This is a genomic window from Tolumonas auensis DSM 9187 (assembly GCF_000023065.1).
GTDB lineage: Bacteria > Pseudomonadota > Gammaproteobacteria > Enterobacterales > Aeromonadaceae > Tolumonas > Tolumonas auensis.
Genome location: NC_012691.1, coordinates 2,308,949 through 2,331,586, shown reverse-complemented (window position 1 = coordinate 2,331,586; position 22,638 = coordinate 2,308,949). Strand labels below are relative to the sequence as shown.

Annotated in this window: 15 protein-coding genes; 4 read left to right on the top strand and 11 right to left on the bottom strand. The window is 49.9% G+C overall.

Annotation, left to right across the window (positions count from 1 at the left end; translation table 11 throughout):
• Window positions 1-46 precede the first annotated feature (46 nt).
• The 4 genes from metH (at window position 47) to melA (ending at window position 6,557) form a co-directional block, all read left to right on the top strand.
• Window positions 47-3,760 carry a methionine synthase gene (gene metH, locus TOLA_RS10810; protein WP_015879194.1) on the top strand — a complete coding sequence of 1,238 codons (3,714 nt, stop codon included), beginning with the start codon at window positions 47-49 and terminating at the stop codon, window positions 3,758-3,760.
• Window positions 3,761-3,977: 217 nt separating this feature from the next.
• Window positions 3,978-4,541: a hypothetical protein gene (locus TOLA_RS10805; protein ID WP_015879193.1), complete on the top strand. Its 564-nt coding sequence runs from the start codon at window positions 3,978-3,980 to the stop codon at window positions 4,539-4,541.
• Window positions 4,542-4,611: 70 nt separating this feature from the next.
• Window positions 4,612-5,100, top strand: a complete 489-nt coding sequence (locus TOLA_RS10800; RefSeq protein WP_171804913.1) for a GNAT family N-acetyltransferase — start codon at window positions 4,612-4,614, stop codon at window positions 5,098-5,100.
• A 140-nt stretch (window positions 5,101-5,240) separates the two neighbouring features.
• Window positions 5,241-6,557, top strand: coding sequence for an alpha-glucosidase/alpha-galactosidase (gene melA / locus TOLA_RS10795; protein WP_015879191.1), 1,317 nt, complete (start codon window positions 5,241-5,243; stop codon window positions 6,555-6,557).
• A 30-nt stretch (window positions 6,558-6,587) separates the two neighbouring features.
• Here melA and melR read toward each other — a convergent pair whose 3' ends face one another.
• The 11 genes from melR to map all read right to left on the bottom strand — a co-directional run bounded on the left by melR (window position 6,588) and on the right by map (window position 22,549).
• Window positions 6,588-7,490, bottom strand: a complete 903-nt coding sequence (gene melR / locus TOLA_RS10790) for a transcriptional regulator MelR (RefSeq protein ID WP_015879190.1) — start codon at window positions 7,488-7,490, stop codon at window positions 6,588-6,590.
• Window positions 7,491-7,515: 25 nt separating this feature from the next.
• A complete protein-coding gene (locus TOLA_RS10785) occupies window positions 7,516-8,520 on the bottom strand; it encodes an aldo/keto reductase (protein ID WP_015879189.1) in 1,005 nt (334 codons plus the stop codon).
• A gap of 35 nt (window positions 8,521-8,555) precedes the next feature.
• The gene (locus TOLA_RS10780) at window positions 8,556-10,175 is read right to left on the bottom strand and encodes an ABC transporter ATP-binding protein (protein WP_015879188.1); all 1,620 of its coding nucleotides are present in this window, start codon (window positions 10,173-10,175) and stop codon (window positions 8,556-8,558) included.
• Window positions 10,176-10,189: 14 nt separating this feature from the next.
• Complete coding sequence (locus tag TOLA_RS10775) at window positions 10,190-11,314, bottom strand: ABC transporter permease (RefSeq protein ID WP_015879187.1); 1,125 nt, start codon at window positions 11,312-11,314, stop codon at window positions 10,190-10,192.
• 27 nt (window positions 11,315-11,341) lie between these two features.
• Window positions 11,342-12,340, bottom strand: a complete 999-nt coding sequence (locus TOLA_RS10770; RefSeq protein ID WP_015879186.1) for an ABC transporter permease — start codon at window positions 12,338-12,340, stop codon at window positions 11,342-11,344.
• Window positions 12,341-12,542: 202 nt separating this feature from the next.
• On the bottom strand, window positions 12,543-14,594 hold the full coding sequence (locus TOLA_RS10765; protein WP_015879185.1) for an ABC transporter substrate-binding protein: 2,052 nt from the start codon (window positions 14,592-14,594) through the stop codon (window positions 12,543-12,545).
• 119 nt (window positions 14,595-14,713) lie between these two features.
• Window positions 14,714-16,831 (bottom strand): alpha-galactosidase, encoded by a 2,118-nt coding sequence (locus tag TOLA_RS10760; RefSeq protein ID WP_015879184.1) that lies wholly within the window; start codon window positions 16,829-16,831, stop codon window positions 14,714-14,716.
• 179 nt (window positions 16,832-17,010) lie between these two features.
• Window positions 17,011-18,030 (bottom strand): LacI family DNA-binding transcriptional regulator, encoded by a 1,020-nt coding sequence (locus TOLA_RS10755; protein ID WP_015879183.1) that lies wholly within the window; start codon window positions 18,028-18,030, stop codon window positions 17,011-17,013.
• 181 nt (window positions 18,031-18,211) lie between these two features.
• Entirely contained in the window at window positions 18,212-19,039 is an 828-nt protein-coding gene (gene dapD, locus TOLA_RS10750) for a 2,3,4,5-tetrahydropyridine-2,6-dicarboxylate N-succinyltransferase (protein WP_015879182.1), read from the bottom strand.
• 31 nt (window positions 19,040-19,070) lie between these two features.
• Window positions 19,071-21,707 carry a bifunctional uridylyltransferase/uridylyl-removing protein GlnD gene (gene glnD, locus TOLA_RS10745; RefSeq protein ID WP_015879181.1) on the bottom strand — a complete coding sequence of 879 codons (2,637 nt, stop codon included), beginning with the start codon at window positions 21,705-21,707 and terminating at the stop codon, window positions 19,071-19,073.
• Window positions 21,708-21,757: 50 nt separating this feature from the next.
• A complete protein-coding gene (gene map / locus TOLA_RS10740; protein ID WP_015879180.1) occupies window positions 21,758-22,549 on the bottom strand; it encodes a type I methionyl aminopeptidase in 792 nt (263 codons plus the stop codon).
• Window positions 22,550-22,638 lie beyond the last annotated feature (89 nt).

The following is a 22,638-nucleotide window of genomic DNA, read 5'->3' as shown; positions in this document are numbered from 1 at the left end:
TTTCGTTTCAGAATCATCTGCATCACCGATATTGAGGAAGCCGCCCGTGGTCGTAAAGGTAAATACATCAGCACTGCATCAGTCATTACAGGAACGTATTCTGCTCATTGATGGTGGCATGGGCACCATGATCCAAAGCTATCAGCTACAGGAAGCAGATTTTCGTGGTGAGCGTTTTGCCGATTGGCCTTCAGATCTCAAAGGCAACAACGATTTATTAGTGCTGACTAAGCCAGACGTTATCGCGGCGATTCATGATGCCTATCTGGCTGCTGGTGCGGATATTCTGGAAACCAACAGTTTTAATGCCACGCGCATTGCGATGGCCGATTACCACATGGAAGAATTATCAGCGGAAATCAACCGCGAAGCAGCACGTCTGGCGCGTAAGGCTGCGGATGAGTGGAATGCGAAAACTCCGCAGAAACCACGATTTGTCGCAGGCGTATTAGGCCCGACTAACCGTACAGCCTCCATTTCACCGGATGTGAACGATCCGGGTAAGCGTAATGTTACCTTTGATGCATTAGTGGAAGCGTATAAAGAATCGACAGAAGCCCTGATCGAAGGTGGCGTTGATATCATCATGATTGAAACCATCTTTGATACGCTGAATGCCAAGGCCGCTTTCTTTGCTGTTGATACTATTTTTGAAAAGCTCGGTTTCAAATTACCGGTGATGATCTCCGGAACCATCACTGATGCCTCCGGTCGTACCTTGTCTGGTCAGACAACAGAAGCTTTCTACAACTCACTGCGTCATGCCGAACCACTGTCATTTGGTCTGAACTGCGCGTTGGGCCCGAAAGAGCTGCGTCAGTATGTGCAGGAACTGGCACGCATCAGTGAAACCTATGTTTCAGTACATCCGAATGCGGGCTTACCGAATGCCTTTGGCGGTTATGATCTGGAAGCCGATGAAATGGCGGAGCATATCCGTGAATGGGCGGAGTCCGGCTTCCTGAACATGGTGGGTGGCTGCTGTGGTACCACGCCTGAGCACATCCGGGCTATGGCCAAAGCGGTGGACGGTATCAAACCGCGCGTGCTGCCGGAATTACCGGTCGCCTGTCGTCTTGCGGGTCTGGAACCACTGACCATTGATGAAAATTCCATGTTCGTGAACGTCGGGGAGCGTACTAACGTTACCGGTTCTGCCAAATTCAAACGTCTGATCAAAGAAGAGCAATACGACGAGGCGCTGGATATCGCTCGTCAGCAGGTAATCAGCGGCGCGCAGATCATCGATATCAACATGGATGAGGGCATGCTGGACGCACAGGCGTGTATGGTGCGCTTCCTTAATCTGATTGCATCTGAGCCGGATATTTCCCGTGTACCAATCATGATCGATTCCTCGAAATGGGAAGTTATCGAAGCGGGTCTGAAATGTATTCAGGGCAAAGGCATCGTTAACTCTATTTCCATGAAAGAAGGGGAAGAGAAGTTTATCGCCCAGGCGAAATTGCTGCGTCGTTACGGTGCGGCGGTGATCGTGATGGCGTTCGACGAAGTCGGACAGGCGGATACCCGTGCGCGTAAATTCGAGATCTGTCAGCGTGCATACAAGATCCTGACGGAACAAGTCGGCTTCCCGCCGGAAGATATTATTTTCGACCCGAATATTTTCGCTGTCGCAACCGGTATTGATGAACACAACAACTATGCGGTTGATTTCATCGAAGCGGTTAAAGACATCAAAACCAATTTACCGCATGCCATGATTTCCGGTGGTGTTTCCAACGTCTCGTTCTCCTTCCGTGGTAACGATCAGGTTCGTGAAGCCATCCACTCCGTGTTCCTGTATTACACCATCAAAAATGGTATGGACATGGGGATCGTGAACGCTGGTCAGCTGGCAATTTATGAAGATATTCCGGCTGAGCTGAAAGAAAAAGTGGAAGCGGTGGTGCTGAACACCCATCCGGGCGCTACGGAAGAGTTGCTGATCATTGCGGAAAAATATCGCGGTGGCGCGGCACAACAGGCGATTGACCCACGTGAGCAGGAATGGCGCAGCTGGCCGGTCGGTAAACGACTGGAACATGCGTTAGTAAAAGGCATTACTGACTTTATTGATGAAGACACCGAAGAAGCGCGTCAGCTGGCAGCCCGTCCGATCGAAGTAATTGAAGGGCCGCTGATGGCTGGCATGAACGTGGTCGGTGATCTGTTCGGTGCCGGAAAAATGTTCCTGCCGCAGGTCGTAAAATCTGCACGTGTGATGAAACGCGCGGTGGCTTATTTGCAGCCTTACATTGAACAAGGCAAGAGTGCTGGTCAAACCAACGGCAAGATTGTCATGGCGACGGTAAAAGGCGATGTGCATGACATCGGTAAGAACATTGTCGGTGTCGTGCTGCAGTGTAATAACTATGAGATTGTCGATCTCGGTGTCATGGTGTCTTGCGAGAAGATCCTGCAAACAGCGCGCGAAGTGAATGCCGACATTATCGGTTTATCGGGTTTGATTACTCCGTCACTGGATGAAATGGTCCATGTCGCGAAAGAGATGGAGCGTCAGGGCTTTAAGATCCCACTGATGATCGGTGGCGCGACCACATCCAAAGCGCATACTGCCGTGAAAATTGAACAGAACTACAGTGAGCCTGTGGTTTATGTTTCCAACGCGTCCCGTGCCGTCGGTGTGGTGCAGAATCTGCTCAGTCAGGAACAGAAAGCCACTTTTGTTGAGCGTCTGCGCCAGGAATATGTGCTGGTGCGTGAACAGCACAGCCGTAAACAACCCCGTACACCACCGGTCACGCTGGAAGAAGCTCGTGCTAATGCGCTGAAACTCGACTGGCAGAATTATCAGCCGCCGAAACCCAAACAATTGGGCGTCAAGGTCATTGACGATGTCGCTATTGCGACACTGCGCGACTATATCGACTGGACGCAATTCTTCCTGAGCTGGGAGCTGGCGGGTAAATTCCCACGGATTTTGGAAGATGAAGTGGTGGGCGAAGAAGCGAAACGTCTCTATCACGATGCCCTGGCGATGCTGGATCGTTTACAGACGTCCGGTGAAGTTAAAGTCAGTGGCATTATCGGTCTGTTTGCCGCAAACCGGGTGGGTGATGATGTTGAAATTTACACTGACGAGTCACGCAGTCAGGTAGCGCAGACGTTCCATTTCCTGCGTCAGCAGACCAATAAAGTGATGCAGGCCCGTAATGGCGAAGTGTTCCCGAATTACTGTCTGGCCGATTTTATTGCACCGAAAGAGAGTGGTGTTGCTGATTACTTTGGTAGTTTTGCGGTAACCGGTGGGATTGGTGAAGCCGAGTTGGCAGAGCAGTATAAAGCTGCCGGCGATGACTATAATGCGATTCTGATTCAGGCGGTCTGCGATCGTCTGGCGGAGGCGTTTGCTGAATACCTGCATGCTCAGGTGCGTAAAGAATACTGGGGCTATGCCGCGGATGAAAATCTGACCAATGAAGAGCTGATCCGCGAGAATTATCAGGGTATCCGCCCGGCACCGGGTTATCCTGCCTGTCCGGAACACACCGAAAAAGGTACGCTGTGGCAGTTACTGGGCGTGGAGCAGGCAATTGGTATGAAGCTGACCGATTCCTATGCCATGTTACCGGCAGCAGCTGTATCTGGTTTCTATTTCAGTCATCCGCAGTGTAAATATTTTGCGGTGGCCGGAATACAAAAAGACCAGGTTGAAGACTATGCGGCCCGTAAGGGAATGACTCTGGCTGAGGCTGAGCGCTGGCTGGCGCCAAACCTGGCTTACGATGTCGAATAGACATTACAGTCTATATGATTTTTCAGGGCCCATCGCGGGCCCTGTGTGTTTTTTGAGCAAAAAAATAAACCAAGGTTGAGCACAGATCACAAGAACTGCAATTTTCTTGTAAAGGTTCCGAATGTAGCATTGAACTAATGATCTAAGCCCTATAATCTGGCTACCTCTTGGCAGAGGGTGATTTCTGTTACGTTATGAATAATAAAGGATAGCGGGTATGCTGAAAAATATATTGATTGTTATTGAACAGGCAGTAAACAAATGCCTGGATCTGGATTTAACTAAATTTAATAAAATTGAAATCGTGGTTAGCGCCAGCCAGAAGACTCTGCCCGTTGAGTTTGTAAAAGAGTTGCTGCGGATCCAGACCCAGTGCGGTTCACCGGTAGAATTACTGACTACCAAGGGAACCGGCGGCCATCACGTTGAAATGTATCTGGCCTGGTTGTTAGGTCGTCACATTGAAAAGATGCCGGATGCTAATATCACCGTTATTGCCAACGATATTGATGCTGAAAGCTTACTGAGCAATTGTATCGATGAAGAATATCATGAGCGTATCTGCATTATTCAGGACGGTACACCCGCATCTGCAGAGTTGAAACTTGAAAAGCCTGCACAGAAAAAAGCACCGGTAGAAACAGCTTCAGCTGCACCGGCCGAAGAGAAAGTGAAGCAGGCGGATAGCAAGCTGATTTCTAAACTGATGGAACGCAACGATATTCTGGAAGCGCGTCATCCAATCACCGGCGAACCACTGCCTTCACCAATAAATAGTTAATGTTTTTATGTAATTATTCATTGCTGATATGAATCAGTCCGGTAAAAAATGCCAACGCGACCTGGATGCGTTGGCTTATTTTTTTCAGAACCCGCCTCATCTTCCCGGTATAAAATGCAAAATCGCCGAGCTGTCTGATCTTCCTGCATTACTGCATATGGAACGGTATTGTTTTAATCCTTTTCTGGCATTTGGCCGGCGGCGCTGGCGTTATCTGATTGCAAAATCTTCATGTAGCACCATTCTGTTATTTCAGCAGGAAACACTGGTGGCCTATCTTTGCCTGTTGCCTCATCGGGGCTGGCAGGGGCTGGAGATCCGTTCTCTGGCCGTGCATTGGTTACACCGTCAAAAAGGGCTGGGGCGCTGGCTGATGCATCTGTCACAGTCGTTAGCACAACAGTGGCATCTGAAGTCTCTCTATCTGTCAGTTGATTGTGAGAATACAGCCGCCCGGACGTTGTATCAGCAATCAGGTCTGCAAACTTCAGCAAAGCTGGCTGATTACTATGGCATGGACAGACACGGGCTGCGGATGCGGCTTGATTTTCGGGACTGACTTGTTTTTTGGACTGACTTGGTTTTTTTGAACTAACTTAGTTTTTGGGAACAGGTCGCCGGTAACGTGGAGTGACCCGAGGGGCGGTCGGGCTTGATACTAAGCATCACATCAAGCCCCTCTCGTTACGGAGTCACTCTATGAAAGTCGCTATTATCGGTGCCGGCAGCACGGTGTTCATGCGTAATATCGTGCGCGATTTGCTGCAGCAACCTGCCTTAACATCCACCCATATTGCTTTGCAGGATATCGACAGCAAACGCCTTCAGGAATCACAACTGGTCGCCCGACAGATCATTTCCGCGCTGAAGGTTCCGGCTACGGTAAGCGCCAGTCTGGATCGCCGTGAAGTATTACAGGGCGCGAATGTGGTTATCACCATGTTTCAGGTTGGCGGTTATAAACCCAGTACGGTTGTTGATTTTGATATTCCGAAAAAATACGGTTTACGTCAGACCATCGCGGATACATTAGGCATTGGCGGTATCATGCGTGGCTTACGTACGGTGCCGGTACTGGTGGATGTTGCCCGTGAGATGCGGGAATTGTGCCCCAATGCGTTGCTGATGAACTACGTTAACCCGATGGCGATCTTAAGTCTGGCGGTACAACGTATGGTGCCGGAAATCCAGTATGTCGGTCTGTGCCATTCTGTGCAGGGAACGGCGGAAGAATTGGCGCATGATCTGGGTGTTGAGCCAGCGAATCTGGTTTACACCTGTGCCGGTATCAACCATATGGCGTTTTATAACCAATTTACGCAGCGTCTGCCGGATGGCTCAACAGAAGATCTCTATCCGCGTCTGAAAGCGCTGGCGGCGGAAGGTAAAGTGCCGGATGGTAACCGGGTACGGTATGAAATTCTGCGTAAATTCGGTTATTTCGTAACGGAATCGAGCGAACATTTTGCCGAATATTCACCGTGGTTTATTAAACGGGATCGTCCCGATCTGATCGAGAAATTCAATATTCCGCTGGATGAATATCCGCGCCGCTGTGAAAAACAGATGGCGGATTGGGCGGCAGAGCTGCAGCGCATCGAAACGCAGCATGACATCGAAATCAAGCAGAGTCGTGAATATGCTGCCTCCATCATCAACTCGCTGGCGACCGGTGAACCATCCGTCATTTACGGTAACGTGCTGAACAACGGGTTGATCGATAATCTGCCGCAGGATTGTGCGGTCGAGGTGGCTTGTCTGGTGGATCGCAACGGTGTGCAACCGGTGAAATTCGGCAACGTACAACCACAACTGGCAGCGTTAATGCGCACCAACGTCAATGTACAGCAGCTGACAGTGGAAGCATTGATGACGGAAAATCCGGAATATATTTATCATGCCGCTTACCTGGATCCGCATACCAGTGCCGAACTGGATTTAGATCAGATCCATGATCTGGTCGATGACTTGCGCCGTGCGCACGGTGACTGGTTACCTAAATTTGCACGTCTGTAATGACCGGCAGGCAGGGAAGAGGAGACAGCATTATGCTGTCTCTTTTTCTATGGGTAGTAGCAGTGCACCGGCATTGCTGCGGGTATTCAGGCGATATTGGTGTGGTGTTACGCCGACCAGTTTATGAAATGATTCGTAGAAACGGCTCATGGCACTGAAGCCGGTGGTGAGTGAAATATCCAGTATTGAACGATTGGTTTCCGCCAGTAACGCGCGGGCATGGTTCACTTTCATCATGGTGATGTGATCTTTGATGGAATAACCCATCACTTGCTTAAACAGATTCATCGCATAATTCGGGTGTAATTGCACCTTTGCGGCTACTTCGTTAACCCGGATCGCTTCATGATAATGTTCGGCAATAAAGCTCAGCATCTGCTGGATGTAGCGGATTTTACGTTCATTCATCTGCAGACTGTGCAGTTTACCGGGGGAGGTGTGCAGCAGTTCTTCCCAGCCGGAGACAGCCACGCGTTTGATCATCAGCGTGATCTCTTCCTGCATCAGCTGATATAAACCGTGCGAATGACAGAGACTGTCATTGTGCCAGCGACGCAGTTCGTGTGAACCAAACAAATCTTTTGCGGTTGAGATCACGACGCTGCCATGCAGGACTTTATTCAGTAGCAGATCATCAACCGGCAGACCCAGAAAACGGGACAGCGGAATGTTGATGACCCCCATCTGAGTGCAGTTTTCACACTCAATCAGGCGATGAGGGATCACTCCCCAGAACAAGCCGATATGTCCTTCCGGGAGTTGGATTAATTGGTCATTGATAAGATAACGGACCGGGCCGCCAAACGGAATGTTCACTTCCACCTGTCGATGCCAGTGATAGCCCGGCATATCGCCGGGCTGACGGAACTCCACACTTAATACTTCATCGGCCTGTAGCCAGCTTAATGGGCTTATTTCCGTCGGATCTTGCATTTTATAACTCCGGAAAATGCAGTTATTACGCGTTTCCTGCCGCCAGAATTTCTTCAATCCGTGACAGTTCTTTCGCGCTTAACTCACAGAAATGAGGGGCAGCAATCGCGTCATCAATCTGACTGGTTTTACTGGCACCAATCAATACTGAGGTGATTGCTGGTTGGCGCAGAACCCACTGCAATGCCGTCTGCGATAATTTTTGCCCCCGCAGATAGGCAACATGGTTCAGTTCACTAATCACTTTCAGGCGTGTATCGGTAATATCAGCCGGTTTGAGGAAACGACCATCTTTCGCGGCCCGCGAATCGTCGGGGATACCATTCAGATAACGATCGGTCAGTAAGCCACCCGCCAGCGGTGAGAAAGCGATACCGCCGATCTGTTCTTCGGCCAGTACATCCAGCAAGCCGTTTTCTACCCAGCGTTCAAACATGGAATATTTCGGCTGGTGGATGATGCAGGGCGTGCCGAGCGCTTTCAGGATCTGCGATGCCCGTTTGGTTAGCTCTGCCGGATAATTGGAAAGTCCGACATACAGTGCCTTACCCTGACGCACAATCAGATCCAGTGCAGCCATGGTTTCTTCCAGCGGCGTATTCGGATCGGGGCGGTGGTGATAGAAAATATCCACGTAATCCAGATCCATACGTTGCAGGCTTTGATCCAGACTGGAGATCAGATACTTTTTACTGCCACCATCACCATATGGACCGGTCCACATCGGATAACCGGCTTTGGTTGAAATCACCAGTTCATCACGCAGGGAACAGAAATCCTGTTTCAGGATCTTGCCAAAGTTCTCTTCGGCAGAACCCGGTGGCGGACCGTAGTTATTGGCCAGATCGAAATGCGTTATGCCGCAGTCAAACGCATGCCGGATTAATTTTCGCGCGTTGTCCTGAACCGCGGTATCGCCAAAGTTATGCCACAAACCCAGACTGATACGGGGTAGTTTCAGTCCGCTCTGGCCACTACGGCGATAATGCATCTGGCTATAGCGTTCATCATTAGGTAAATAATCCGACATGCTTTCCTCCGGTATATACAATTTCTTTTCTGTAATCAGGCAGCTACCTCGAATGCTGCCCGGATCAGTCGTCTTGTATATTCCTCTTTTGGATCATCCATCACCGTGACGGTATCACCCATTTCGACTAAATCTCCGTGTCGCATCACCATAATCCGGTGACATAAAGCCCGTACCACACGTAAGTCATGGCTGATAAACAGGTAGGAAAGATTATGTTTCTGCTGTAACTGACGCAGCAGCTGGATGATCTGATTCTGAACGGACAGATCGAGCGCTGAGGTTGGTTCGTCCAGCAGAATGAATTCCGGCTCCATCGCAATCGCTTTGGCAATCGCAATACGCTGACGCTGGCCACCGGAGAATTCATGCGGGAAGCGATCCAGTGCAAATGGCGCGAGACCGGATTCCTGCAATGCCTGAATAGCACGCTGTTCACGATCGGCATCATCCGTACCGATGTTATTGATGATCATCCCTTCCTGAATGATCTGACGCACGGTCATACGCGGATTCAGCGACGAGAAGGGGTCCTGAAATACAATCTGCATGCGTTTACGCAGTGGGCGCATCGCTTTGCGGTCACGATCATGCAGCGTGATACCGTCGTAAATCATTTCACCTTCCGACTCAATCAGACGCAGAATCGCGTGACCCAGCGTGGTTTTGCCGGAACCGGATTCACCGACGATACCGAGGGTTTCACCGCGGCGTAGCGTCAGATCCAATCCTTTTACTGCCTTGAATCGTTTTTCCGGGCGACGTAACCACCAGTTACCTGGTTCTGTGACAAAAGAAACCTGTACGTTTTTTCCTTCCAGAATCACCGGGTTTTCAGCCGGTACGGCCGGTGCGGTGCCTTTCGGTTCGGAGTTCAGCAGATGCTGCGTGTAAGCGTGGGTCGGCGTCGTAAACAGGTTTTCAGTTTCATTGTTTTCCACCACTTTCCCGTGCTGCATGACATACACCCAGTCGGCATATTTGCGCACGATAGTCAGGTCGTGGGTGATCAGCAGCACGCCCATGTGGAATTTTTCCTGCAACCGTTTCAGCAGATTCAGGATTTCCGCCTGTACCGTTACATCCAGTGCGGTTGTCGGTTCATCCGCAATCAGCAGGTCGGGTTTGTTTGCCAGCGCCATGGCTATCATCACGCGCTGACGCTGACCGCCGGACATCTGATGCGGATACTGGTCAATGCGTTTTTCCGGATCCGGCAGCTGCATCTCAGTCAACAGAGAGAGCACCTGCTCACGGATTTCCTGTTTGGACATCGCGCGGTTATGCTCACGGATAATTTCGCCGATTTGATCTCCCACGGTGTAGATCGGGTTCAGCGAGGTCATCGGTTCCTGGAAGATCATGCCGATCTTTTTCCCGCGGATTTTGCGCATATCCTGCTCGTCATACTGGCTCATGTCTTCGCCATGCAGGGTGATGCGGGTATCTTTGCCGACAATCGCGCTCTTCGGCAGTAATTTCATCAGTACTCGGGCGGAGATGGATTTACCGGAACCGGATTCACCCACCAGCGCCACCGTCTGACCTTTGTAGATTTTGAAGGAAACATCGCGTACTGCCTGGGCAATACCGCCTTCGGTTCTGAAATCGACCTGAATGTTTTCAGCGTTCACTAACAGGGTTTGTTCATTCATCTTAAAATCCTCGCTTAACGACCTGAGTACGGATCAACCGCATCGCGCAGACCGTCACCGGCAGCGTTGAAAACTAATACTGAAACCAGAATGAAACCGACAGGGGCCAGCAGCCATGGGTAAGAACCCAGTACCTGATAATCACGGGCAGCATTCAGTAACAAACCGAGACTGATCATTGGCGGACGAATACCGACGCCGAGGAAGCTCAGGAAGCTTTCCGTCAGGATAAAGGTCGGGATCATGCCGGTAGCAACGACGATCACATGCGACAGTACGTTTGGCAGAATGTGATGCACCACAATCCGACCATCAGAAGCACCGGCAGCGATGGCTGATTTCACATAGTCCATTTCACGTAACACCAGCGCTTTACCGCGCACTTCACGCGCCAGCTGTGCCCATTTCAGACAACCCAGCAGCAGTACGAACAGGATGAAGGTGGTTTGTGGCGACACAGTTTTTGGCAAAATCGCAATCACTGACAGATACAGCGGCAACTCCGGGAAAGCCAGCATCAGCTCAACCACACGCTGGATCCACAAGTCCGCTTTACCGCCCAGATAACCGGAAGTAATACCAACCAGACTACCGACAATCACGCAGATTGAGGTGATCAAACCCGCCATCAGCAAGGTGACGCCCATACCATGGAAAATACGGCTCAGCTCATCACGACCCATCCCGTCAGTGCCGAGAATGTAGATGTTCTGGTTGTCCTGCGCGGTAAACAGATGGGTATTGAAAGTCATTCCGAGGAATGAATATTCCCAGCCTTCACTGAAAAATTGCAGATAAACCTTTTTCTCAGTGTTCTGTACATATTTTGGTTCAAATGTTTCCGGATCAAAGGTGGTTTCATACGGATAAACAAACGGACGCACCGAAAAACCGTCATCGCTGAAGAAATGAATGCCCTGTGGCGGCAGATACACATCTTCATTACTGCGTTGCGCCGGATCCTGCGGGGCAAAGAAAGAGGCAAAGATAGCCAGAATCAGCATGGCCAGAATCAGCCACATGGAAACCAGCGCTAATTTATTACGTTTAAAACGACGCCAAACCAGAGCCAGATAACGTTCGTCGTTTGATTTTGGCCGTTCGCGCGGATCCTGTTCCAGGATGATTTCAGATTGCATAGTGTTCTCCACGATAAAACCCTCTTATCAGGACAGACGGACACGAGGGTCCAGCAAGGCCAGTGTAATGTCGGCAATCAGATTACCGATAACCAGTGTGGTAGCCAGGATGAGCATGCATGAAGCGACGACGAAGACGTCCTGATCCTGCATGGCTTGGACAATCAATGGGCCGACGGTTGGCAGGGCAAATACAATCGCGATTTCCAGCTCACCGGCAATCATGTAGGGCAGGGCAACACCCTGGAACATGATCATCGGATGCAGTGCATTCGGCACGATATGACGGAACAGCACCCGCATCGGTGACAGCCCTTTGGCACGGGCAGTTTCAACATATTGCGCCTGCATGACGTCCAGCATATTGGAACGCATCACACGCAGGTTTTGCGCCATACCACCGAAGATAGCCACCAGCAGCACCGGCCAGATATGTACCAGCAGGTTGCCGAATTTAGCCAGACTCCAGGGTGCCATGGTGTATTCAGGCGAGAACAGTGCGGCCACGTTGGTAGAACCGAAATGGAACACCAGCAGATAGAGCATGATCAGCGCCAGTACAAAACGGGGTGTTGTCATGCCGATGAACGCGAAGATAGTCACCAGCGTATCGGCAATGCTGTATTGCCGCGTGGCAACAAAAATACCTAGCAAAGTACCGATCACGGTGGAACCGAAATGGCACATCAGTGCTATCAGCAAGGTCATCGGCAGACGATCCATGATCAACTGGCTGATGGGCTTGTTATAAGTATAAGAATCGCCGAAATCCCCTTTGGTGACAATATTGCCGACCCAGCGGATGTACTGTACCGGCAGCGGGTCATTCATACCGTGTTCTTCACGATATTTGTCCGCCATTTGCTGAGCATCCTGCTCGCTCATTCCGGACATGGTAACTGCCTGGCTTTTTACTCTGTCGGCATAATCTCCCGGAGGGATCTGAATCAGAAAGAACGAAATCATGCTGAGGATGAGCAGCAAAGGGATCGCAGCCAGCAAGCGCTTGATGATAAAACCGAACATAGTGCATTCCTTGTTGACGGCCGGTCACGACGACATTCTGTGACCGGTTTGTTAACTCCACCCTTCGTACTTGAAGTTACAGCGTCGTTGACAGCGTTCTTCACCCCAATCACATAGCATTTCTATGCTCATGGGGATTCATTCACTTGTCGCCTAGCTGTAACTCCAATTACTTTGGGTATACAACGTGTTGATTTACCGATTACTCAGGTAGTTTGCCTGGCATCAGTTCTTCAACCGGAGCAGATTTCGGATCGATCCAGATACGCTCGCGCATAATGGAATCTTCTGCCCACTGGAAGCTCATGATTGGCGTTCCTGGCGGTACGTTTTTCAGACGTTTGTTCAGGATCAACGCCCCCGGAACAGAAACCAGACCAACGTGATAGACGTTCTCAGTGAATACCTTGTTGTATTTGTTGAGAATTTCCAGCTGTTTGCTCAGATCCGGCTCGTGCTGGAACTGATTGATCAGGCTGACCAGATCTTTTTCAAACGGCAGCAGATTCTGTGGCTTGGCTTTGGTACCTTTATGCCAGTACGGAGTCTGGTCGTGTACCGGGGCCAGCGCTTCGGCCAACTGAACCGGCTGAATGTATTCGTTATCGTTACGACGGATAAAGAAGTCATAAGCACTGGCACCTAAAGCGGCATCAACCTGAGCACCCTGCATCGGACGAGGGATCACCTTGATACCGACCTCACGCAGCATGGATACCAAACCTTCCGACAGTGACGTTTCACCCGGACCATCTGGTGTCACCATGGTGATTTCCAGGTCCTGACCTTTGGTCGGGCCGTCAGTCCAGTTCACAATGCCGTTACCATCGGTGTCTTGTAAGCCCACATCCGCCAGTAGCTCTTTAGCCAGTTTCGGGTTGTAACCGTAGTACACAACGGAACCATCATTCACCATACCTTCCGGATACAGACCACCGGCATACGGACGTGAGAATGGACCGCGCACCATGGTCTGACCTAACGCATTACGATCAATCGCATGACTGATGGCCTGACGGAACTTCAGCTGACGGTTCAGCAGACGGATCGCTTTTTCACGTTCATCGGTCGCACCCAGATCTTCAGACAGGTTCATAAACAGCGACCAGCCTAAGAAGCGCGGGCTGAAATCCAGACGTGCCGGTGAGTCCGCCTGTTTGGATTTTTTGATCGACTCAACGTAGTTGGTCGGGTTTTCCATGTTGGCGTAATCAGCGTTACCGGCGACGGTTTGTACTTCACGATCAGTCCAGGTAGACAGTTTGAAGCGCAGCTCATCCATGTAAGGCAGTTGCTGACCTTTTTCGTCAACCTTCCAGTAGTAAGGGTTACGACGCAGCACGATCATCTGATCGGCTTTGTGATAGACCGGCGCCCAGGCACCCATAGTGACAACAGGAACCTTGTCCGCAGGCAAGGCATTGGCGTAACTGCTGTAAGTGGCTTCTTTGTTGTACTTAGGATGGAACTGCTTCAGCACATGCGCAGGTCCCGGGCACATACGGAAGAACGCCATGCTGTACAGATACTGGGTCGGACGCGGCTCTTTGAAGGTCCAGCGAATGGTGTTTTTATCCACGGCTTCCAGCGTGGTGCCTTTGCCATACGTATCGGCGTTCGCCCATGCCGTAACATGCTGATCCAGAATGTTGTCATTCCACAGGAACATCACGTCATCGGATGAGAATGGCTTACCATCCGACCATTTAGCATCTTCAATCAGATGCATAGTCAGCTGTTTACCGTCGTCAGACCATTCCCAGCTTTTTGCCAGGTTAGGCAGCGGAGTCTGTTCTTCTTTTTTGATCGTAGTCAGCGGACCAGTACGGGTCAGACATTCTGCAACGGTATATTCAGTGCCACCCCAGCCTGAATTTTTACCGGCATTGTAGTTCCAGCCTTCCGGACGACCGCCACTAACCATGCGGAATACACCACCATACACACCCGGACCATCCGGCATGCCTTTGCTGTTGAATACCATCGGCTCTTTAGGCAGACGATCTTTCACTTCTGGCAGCTTGCCTTCTTTAACCAGCTTATTCACCCATTCCGGTTCTGAATAAGAAGGCAACGCTTTGTATTCCATCAGATCTTTCTGCGACAACAACATCGCTTTCCCTTGTCCTGGGAAGGGTTGTCCTTTCGGTAACGCGGCTGGTTCAGCGTCTGCGGCAAAGGCATGAGGCACCATACCGAGAACACCTGCAACGCAAAGTGACAATAAGCTGACTTTGAATGTGTGTTGTTTCATTCACTTGTCCTTGTTTTTACTTATCTGAGTGAGATTTCTCTCTTTCTAACCTGAAGCTGCTACGGCACTGCACTTATTCCGTATACAGGTCTTGATTTTTTGGGTAAGCGCCGTGGCGCTTACACGGCTTCCAATTTGATTAACATAGCGCTTTCCGGATCCATCACCGGCAGAGCAATCCCGGCTTTTGCTAACCAGGCACCGCTCAGAGTGGTTTCCTCTTCCAGCCACAATGGCAGTTTTTTCATAATGCCACCGGTACGCAGATTGGCCGGTTGATCCAATACCGTCAGACGATATTGTTTTGCCGGATCAAGTCCATCAAAACGGGCAGTGCCGGACAGAGTATAAGTTGGCATCGCCAGCTGACTGAACAGGAACACCGCACTGGATTGGTCCTGAGCAATCACGCCATTGATCTGCAGTGCAGCGTCATGGTGATCGATACGTACCACTTTGCCGCTGTGCAGCAATGGGCGGATCTGTTTATGCAGTGCAATGTAATGGGTAAAACCGGCACGCTCTTCGGCGCTTTCCTTGACCGGATCCAGTTCGACACCCATATGACCAAACAGTGCAGTCAGACCGCGGAAACCAATGCTGTGTGTGCGACGGGTACAGTGACAATGACGACCACCAATGTGCGCGCCCATCACTTCCGGTGGGAAGAAATAGCTCATCCCTCGTTGAATATGCTGACGTTCCAGCGCATCGTTATTATCAGAAGTCCAGAAGCGGTGAGTGCGTTTCAGAATTTCATAATCGATACGACCACCACCGGACGCACAAGATTCAAATTCTACTTTCGGATGACGCTGACGCAGCTCATCGAACAGGTCATACAGTGCTTTCGTCTGACCATCCAGTGCCGCATAACCGTCATGACCCGGCTGAACGACTTCGCGGTTCATATCCCATTTCACATAAGCGATGTCATAGCTGCCCAGCAGATTGTCCATGCGTTCCAGCAGGTAATCGAAAACTTCCGGTTTTTGCAGATCCAGCACGTACTGATAACGACCGGTCGGTTGCTGATAGCCGTCAACAGCCAGTAACCAGTCCGGATGTGCACGGAACAGATCGGAGTCCGGATTGATCATTTCCGGTTCAACCCAGATCCCGAATTCCATACCTAAGCCACGGACATGGCTGACGACTGGCTCCAGACCATTCGGATATTTTTTGGTATCCAGATACCAGTCACCCAATGCGGCCAGATCATTGTTACGGCCTTTAAACCAGCCATCATCAATAATGAAACGTTCCACACCCAGCTCTGCGGCCCGGCTGGCCATCTGCATGATGTATTCCGGATCGTGATCAAAATAGATCCCTTCCCATGTGTTCAGATGTACCGGACGTGGTTTGTCTTCCGGGAAGTGCACGATCTGATCACGGACAAACTGGTGGAACGCATGGCTCATGCCATTCAGACCCAGAGCACTGTAAGTGGCATAGACCCATGGAGTACTGATACTTTCGCCTTCCGCCAAAACGATTTCACCGGAGAAATAAAGTGCTTCCGCCTGTACAAAACGGCGACCATCGGTTTTCACGTCAGAACGCAGGCGATGGTTACCACTCCACGCCAGATGGAAGCCCCAGACTTCACCTTGTTGTTCGCTAAAACCGGCAGCACCCTGCATCAAGCCAGGGAAATATTCATGAGAAGTACGGCCACGACGGTTTTCCTGCTGATAACCACCGTGTTTGACTTTCACGCGGTGCGGCTGGAATTCACGAACCCAGCGACCATGGAATGCCATCAGCTCATCAGCACGTTCCGGCAACGGTAAGGTCACCGCGAAGCGATCCACCTGATAATTCTCAGGCTTCAGGTTGGTTAAGGTATGGCGAACCTGCAATACATCGGTTTTTGGATCCAGATTCAATTCACACACCAGGCGCAAACCAGCAATCGGATCTTCAGTGGTGAGCAGCAGATTATTGTTGTCCTGCCGGATCGATTTGAAATTGAATACCGGAGACCAGTCCAGTCCCTGACGGTGACCTTCCATACCCGGGCTGCTGAATACGCCACGGCCTTGTTCCGGACTGATCGTCACCGGAGTGTCAACATCCAGACGACCATTCGGTACTGCGCGTCTTACTGCCTGAATCGCCGCCGCATCGACACCGGAAATTTTGTCGCCCCAATATAAAATTTCAACGGCAGGTGAGGTCTGAATAATCAGATCAGACGTCTTGCCTTGCAGATGAACTACGTTTTCCTTCATTGTTCGCATACTCCGTCATGGAATCGGTTTAAACGGTAATTCTGATGGAGTGAAGGTAATCCAAAACGTTTCGGATCAATACCGAAACGTTTTGGATTTGTGATTGAACGCAAAATGACATCAATCAGGAAAATAGAAATGCGAGCTGGTTAACGTTTTGGTATGGAATAATAGGGGAGTCAGAAAGCGAGGCGCAGATCTTTTACGGTATTGCCTTCGACAATTTCAGGTTCCCACAGCACATGCAGATTTTCTGGTTTTTCACCCTGAATGAGAGCGAGCGTCATAGCTGCAATCTGCTTGCTTTTCTTTTCGGAAGTGGATAGTTGTATGCTTGTCATCTGACAATTTGAAAGTGTATCCGGTGGCAAATCATCATAGGTAATAAAAGAGATATCTTCCCCGGGTACCAGTCCTGCTTGTTCTGTTGCCATGATTGCACCATCGGCCAGCATACCGCTATCTATCAGAATAGCGGTAGGCCGATCCTTGTATGCAAGAATTTCTTTCATTGCCGCCAGTCCGCTCCGGCGATTGCGGGCGAATTGCAGAATATAGTGTTCAGGTAGCGGAATACCGGCAGCCTGCATTTCTTTAATAAAACCGTCTTTGCGCTGGTTGACGAATGCCCGTTGATCATTACCACCCAGAAAAGCTATTTGCTGATGTCCTCTTTCTAATAAATAACGCACAGCGTGGCGGCTTCCGGCTTCGCAGTCAAAGTCAATCCAGGCATATGGCTTGCTGGTGTTGCAACGACCGAAGGAGAGGAATTTATGGCCGCGTGATTGCAGATAATTGATACGGGGATCTTCGTCTAACACGTCCATGACGATCAGCGCATCGACCCGGCCACTTTCTATCAGACTAACGTAGGGGGAATGCCCGTGATGTTCCTGATCCGATACCATGACGATATCAATATTAAAATCCGCAAAGGCACTGGTGATACTGGCGACAATATCCAGCAGATTCGGATCATACAGTGCGGCGGTAACCATCGGATAAACCAGGCCAACCGCATCGGTTCTGCCGGTTTTCAAACGACGGGCTGAGGCATTCGGTAAATAACCCCGTGCTTCGGCTGCTGCCATGATCAGCTGACGCGTGTGTTCCGCAACATCACTATAGCCGTTGAGACCACGGCTGACTGTGGTGATCGAAATACCTAATTCCTGAGCAATAGCTTTCAGTGACATAATTCTCTACAACAAAAAGAGGATATAACCCGAACTTATTACTGTATGGGATATATATTTTCTTTTCCAGAGAACGGTTACAGCTGACACAAAACTCTGTTTAACTCTGTGAGCTGGCACCAAAAAATAACGCCCCATATACAGGGGCGTTATGCAAAATAACCAGCGAAAACAGACGAAATTAGTCGTCGATGCTACGCAGCAGAGCGTTGATACCAACCTTGGAACGGGTTTTGGCGTCAACTTTCTTCACGATTACAGCGGCATACAGGCTGTATTTACCACATTTGGATGGCAGTGAACCGGAAACAACCACAGATCCTGGTGGTACTCGACCGTAGTGGATTTCGCCGGTTTCACGATCATAAATACGGGTAGACTGACCGATGAATACGCCCATGGAAATTACAGAGCCTTCACCTACAATCACGCCTTCAACGACTTCAGAACGGGCACCGATGAAGCAGTTGTCTTCAATGATAGTCGGGCCAGCCTGCAGTGGTTCAAGAACACCACCGATACCAACGCCACCAGACAGATGCACATTCGCACCGATCTGAGCGCAAGAACCAACGGTTGCCCAGGTATCAACCATAGAACCTTCACCAACATATGCGCCAATGTTGACGTATGATGGCAGCAGCACTGCGTTACGGGCAATGAAAGAACCTTTACGTACGGTTGCTGGTGGAACAACACGGATCGATTCCTGTTTGAAACGTTCTGGCGTGTAGTCAGCAAATTTCAACGGAACTTTGTCGTAATACTGAGTGCCGGCACCTTGCAGTACAGCGTTATCATTGATGCGGAAGTACAGCAAAACTGCCTTCTTCACCCATTGATGCACCACCCATTCTCCGGCGATTTTTTCTGCTACGCGGATCTGACCTGCGTCCAGCATGTCGATAGTTTGCAGCACCGCTTCACGAACAATCGGATCGACGCTGTTTGGAGTAATGCTATCGCGACGCTCGAATGCGTCGTCAATGATATGTTGTAAATCAGACATGTTTCTCTCCCTAAAAAAACGGTTCTTTTTATCACATTTCGTCGGATGGATTTAGTTTTTCTATCAGTTTTTCTTCCAGCTTTTTCTTATCATCATCCGCTAATGGCAAACCATCATTGCGTGACAGGCTGAAAAAGTCCTCGACACGTTCCCCGATAGTCGTGATTTTGGCCGCATGCACTTCCAGTTCACATTCCTGGAATACTGAACCGATACGAGCCAGTACACCCGGACTGTCCAGCGCCACCAGTTCTATCAGACTGTACTTATGATCACCTTTAACCGGTAAATAGGTTACCCGGGTCGGTACCTGGAACTGACGGTGACGACGCGATAATGGACGAGATGGTGGCAAAGCATAGCCCGGACGACTTAATGCCTGCGCCAGAGACTGAATAATCATCGGTACACGATCGGTTACGACCGGATCACCGTTAGGTTCCATCACGACAAAGGTATCCATGGCGAAGCCTTCTTTGGACGTCATAATCTGGGCATCGTGAATGTTCAGATTCTTGTGATCCAGAATTGCTGCCACGGTGGCAAACAAATTAGGCATATCATGGCAGTAAAGGAATATTTCACTACCACCACGGGTTTTGTGATTACCAAATACCACCAGCGGTGTATTTTTTCCGTCCCGGACATGATCCTGTATATGCCGGGTATGCCATGCAATCTGTTCCGGGCCGTGACGCATGAAATAATCCGCTTTAAATTGTTGCCAGAGCAGATTCACTTCTGATTCGTTATAACCCTGAATTTTCAGGATCAACATGGCCTGGCGCTGATTTTCACGGATACGCAGGCGCATATCCGGCGGACTTTCCAATCCTTGTCGCAATGCCCGCTGAGTGGCAAAAAAGAGTTCTTTCAGCAGCGTGCCTTTCCAGTCATTCCATAATGAATCGTTGGTCGCACAGATATCTGCCACGGTCAGGCAGTAAAGATATCCCAGATGTTCTTCATCCCGGACTGCACGGGCGAATTCGGTGATGACATCCGGATCATAAATATCGCGGCGCTGTGCGGTTACGGAGAACAACAGATGGTTTTTAACCAGCCAGGCGACCAGACGCCCTTCGTAACGATCCAGCCCATGCAGATCGCAGAAATTGCGTGCATCGCTTGCACCTAATTCAGAGTGGTCGCCACCACGCCCTTTGCCTATATCGTGGAACAGTGCGGCAATAAACAATAGTTCCGGTTTATTCAGACGGTTGTAAGTCTCGAAAAACAAAGGGTGCAACTTGGCGCGTTCAGTCTGCTGGAAGCGATAAATATTTTTCAGCAAACGGTGGGTATGTTCATCCACCGTATAAGCATGGAACATGTCAAATTGCATCTGCCCGACAATCTGATTCCACTGGGGTAAATAAGCCGCGAGGATCCCGTGTTCATGCATCAGAGTGAAAGGCAGCGATATTCCGCGGGGATGGCGCAAAATAGCCATAAAGCGCTCGCGGCATTCCGGCAGATCCTGCAGGGGGATGATCAGACTCCGGCGGGCATCGCGCAACGCACGCAGGCAGGAAGAATAGATGCCGGTGATTTCCGGATTTTCAGCGATCTGATAAAACAGCTCGAGCATTGTATGCGGTGAATTTATGAAAACTGCCGGTTCCAGCACATCAATATGTGTACCGCGCACGATGAAGTTTTCATTCAGCAGTCTGGTTTTAGTTGACTCATTCCCCAGGATCGCTTCATCGAACAACTGTAACAGCATTTCATTCAGCTCAGTGATATGACGCACTGTCTGAAAGAAGCGTTTCATCATTTGTTCAACCGGTGCATTACCTTCACCCGGATAGCCCAGCATTCTGGCTACCACCCGCTGCCGATCAAACAGCAGCCGGTTATCATTTTTCTGAATCGCCAGATGCAATGCGAAACGCACCCGCCACAGAAAATTCTGACAATCCTGTAACTCCAGATATTCCGCTTTGTTCAGAAAGCCAAAGCTGGTCATTTCCTGTAACGACATTGCGCCATACTGACGACGGGCAATCCAGGTAATGATCTGAATGTCACGCAAACCACCCGGATTGCTTTTTACATCCGGTTCCAGCAGAAAAGCCGTATCCTGAAATTGCTGGTGCCGCAACATCTGCTCTTCGCGCTTGGCCCGGAAAAAGGCATCACTTGGCCAGAATTTAGGTGGCTGTATGGATTCCTGCAGTGCTTCGAATGTCGGAACTGAACCGCAAATAAGGCGACTTTCCAGCAGGTTAGTTGCGACGGTAATGTCTTCTTTCCCTTGCTGAATACACTCTTTCAGCGTTCGTACCGCATGGCCGATATCCAGACGTAAATCCCACAACAACGTTAAAAACTGGCTGATGGATTCACCCTGTGCAGGCGTGATGTTCTTTTGACTTAATACCAGAATATCGATGTCGGAATGGGGATGTAACTCGCCGCGACCATAACCACCCACGGCAATTAATGCCAGAGATGCGTGGTGATCCAGACCGAATTTTTGCCACAGGCGGGACAGAAGAAGATCAGTAAATTCAGAACGGGCCGCGACCAGCGTCAGAACATCTTCCTGCGCTTCAAATTGTTCCTGTAACCAGGCTTGAAGGAGGGATAACAGTTCTTTACAGCGGGGGATGGTCAGTTGTTCGTCGGGTATGGCATCTGGGTTCAGTTGTTCCGGAAGCATAAGCAATTCCAAAGGGTTAGGCTCCGCTTCACTGCGGAGCCGGGGATAAATCAGCTATGGTGCAATACGCGCTCCAGTGCTTCATCTTTACGTAAAGTCAGGACCTCACATCCATCTTCGGTAACAAGCAAAGTATGTTCCCACTGGGCGGATAAGCTGCGATCCTTGGTAACGACAGTCCAGTCATCTTTTAAAACGCTGCATTGCGGTTTGCCTGCATTAATCATTGGCTCAATGGTGAAACACATGCCAGCCTTGATGACGGCGCCTGTACCGGCTTTACCATAGTGCAGAACCTGTGGTTCTTCATGAAAACCTTTACCAATGCCATGCCCGCAATATTCACGTACGACGGAATAGCCATGTCCTTCAGCGTGTTTTTGGATCGCCGCACCAAAATCACCCAGGCGCGCACCAGGTTTGACCATTTTGATGGCTAGATAGAGACATTCCAGCGCTACACGGCACAAACGTTCTGCCATGATGCTGCCTTTACCAATGATAAACATCTGTGACGTATCACCATGATAGCCATCTTTGATCACTGTGATGTCCATATTCACAATGTCGCCCTCTTTCAGCTTTTTATCCGGAGAGGGGATGCCATGGCAGACCACATGGTTGATTGAAATGCAGGTTGATTTAGGAAAACCGTGATAATTCAGCGGTGCCGGAATGGCTTTCTGCACATTCACAATATAATCGTGGCAGATATTATCCAGTTCTTCAGTGGTGATACCGGCTTTCATATACGGAGCGATCATCTCCAGTACTTCTGCCGCCAGCCGGCAGGCCACACGCATTTTTTCGATTTCTTCCGCGGTTTTAATAATGATGGACATAATATTTCTCTGAACTGAAAACCTGTAACCGATCGACAGGTATAATGTTTCACCGATTTTATAGACAATAGAAAATGAGTGCTAGTCTC

Bases quoted from the DNA above. Each gene is read 5' to 3' on its own strand.
- TOLA_RS10805 (WP_015879193.1), top strand. From the start codon at position 3,978: ATGCTGAAAAATATATTGATTGTTATTGAACAGGCAGTAAACAAATGC.
- melA (WP_015879191.1), top strand. From the start codon at position 5,241: ATGAAAGTCGCTATTATCGGTGCCGGCAGCACGGTGTTCATGCGTAAT.
- melR (WP_015879190.1), bottom strand. From the start codon at position 7,490: ATGCAAGATCCGACGGAAATAAGCCCATTAAGCTGGCTACAGGCCGAT.
- TOLA_RS10785 (WP_015879189.1), bottom strand. From the start codon at position 8,520: ATGTCGGATTATTTACCTAATGATGAACGCTATAGCCAGATGCATTAT.
- TOLA_RS10780 (WP_015879188.1), bottom strand. From the start codon at position 10,175: ATGAATGAACAAACCCTGTTAGTGAACGCTGAAAACATTCAGGTCGAT.
- TOLA_RS10775 (WP_015879187.1), bottom strand. From the start codon at position 11,314: ATGCAATCTGAAATCATCCTGGAACAGGATCCGCGCGAACGGCCAAAA.
- TOLA_RS10770 (WP_015879186.1), bottom strand. From the start codon at position 12,340: ATGTTCGGTTTTATCATCAAGCGCTTGCTGGCTGCGATCCCTTTGCTG.
- TOLA_RS10765 (WP_015879185.1), bottom strand. From the start codon at position 14,594: ATGAAACAACACACATTCAAAGTCAGCTTATTGTCACTTTGCGTTGCA.
- TOLA_RS10760 (WP_015879184.1), bottom strand. From the start codon at position 16,831: ATGAAGGAAAACGTAGTTCATCTGCAAGGCAAGACGTCTGATCTGATT.
- TOLA_RS10755 (WP_015879183.1), bottom strand. From the start codon at position 18,030: ATGTCACTGAAAGCTATTGCTCAGGAATTAGGTATTTCGATCACCACA.
- dapD (WP_015879182.1), bottom strand. From the start codon at position 19,039: ATGTCTGATTTACAACATATCATTGACGACGCATTCGAGCGTCGCGAT.
- glnD (WP_015879181.1), bottom strand. From the start codon at position 21,707: ATGCTTCCGGAACAACTGAACCCAGATGCCATACCCGACGAACAACTG.
- map (WP_015879180.1), bottom strand. From the start codon at position 22,549: ATGTCCATCATTATTAAAACCGCGGAAGAAATCGAAAAAATGCGTGTG.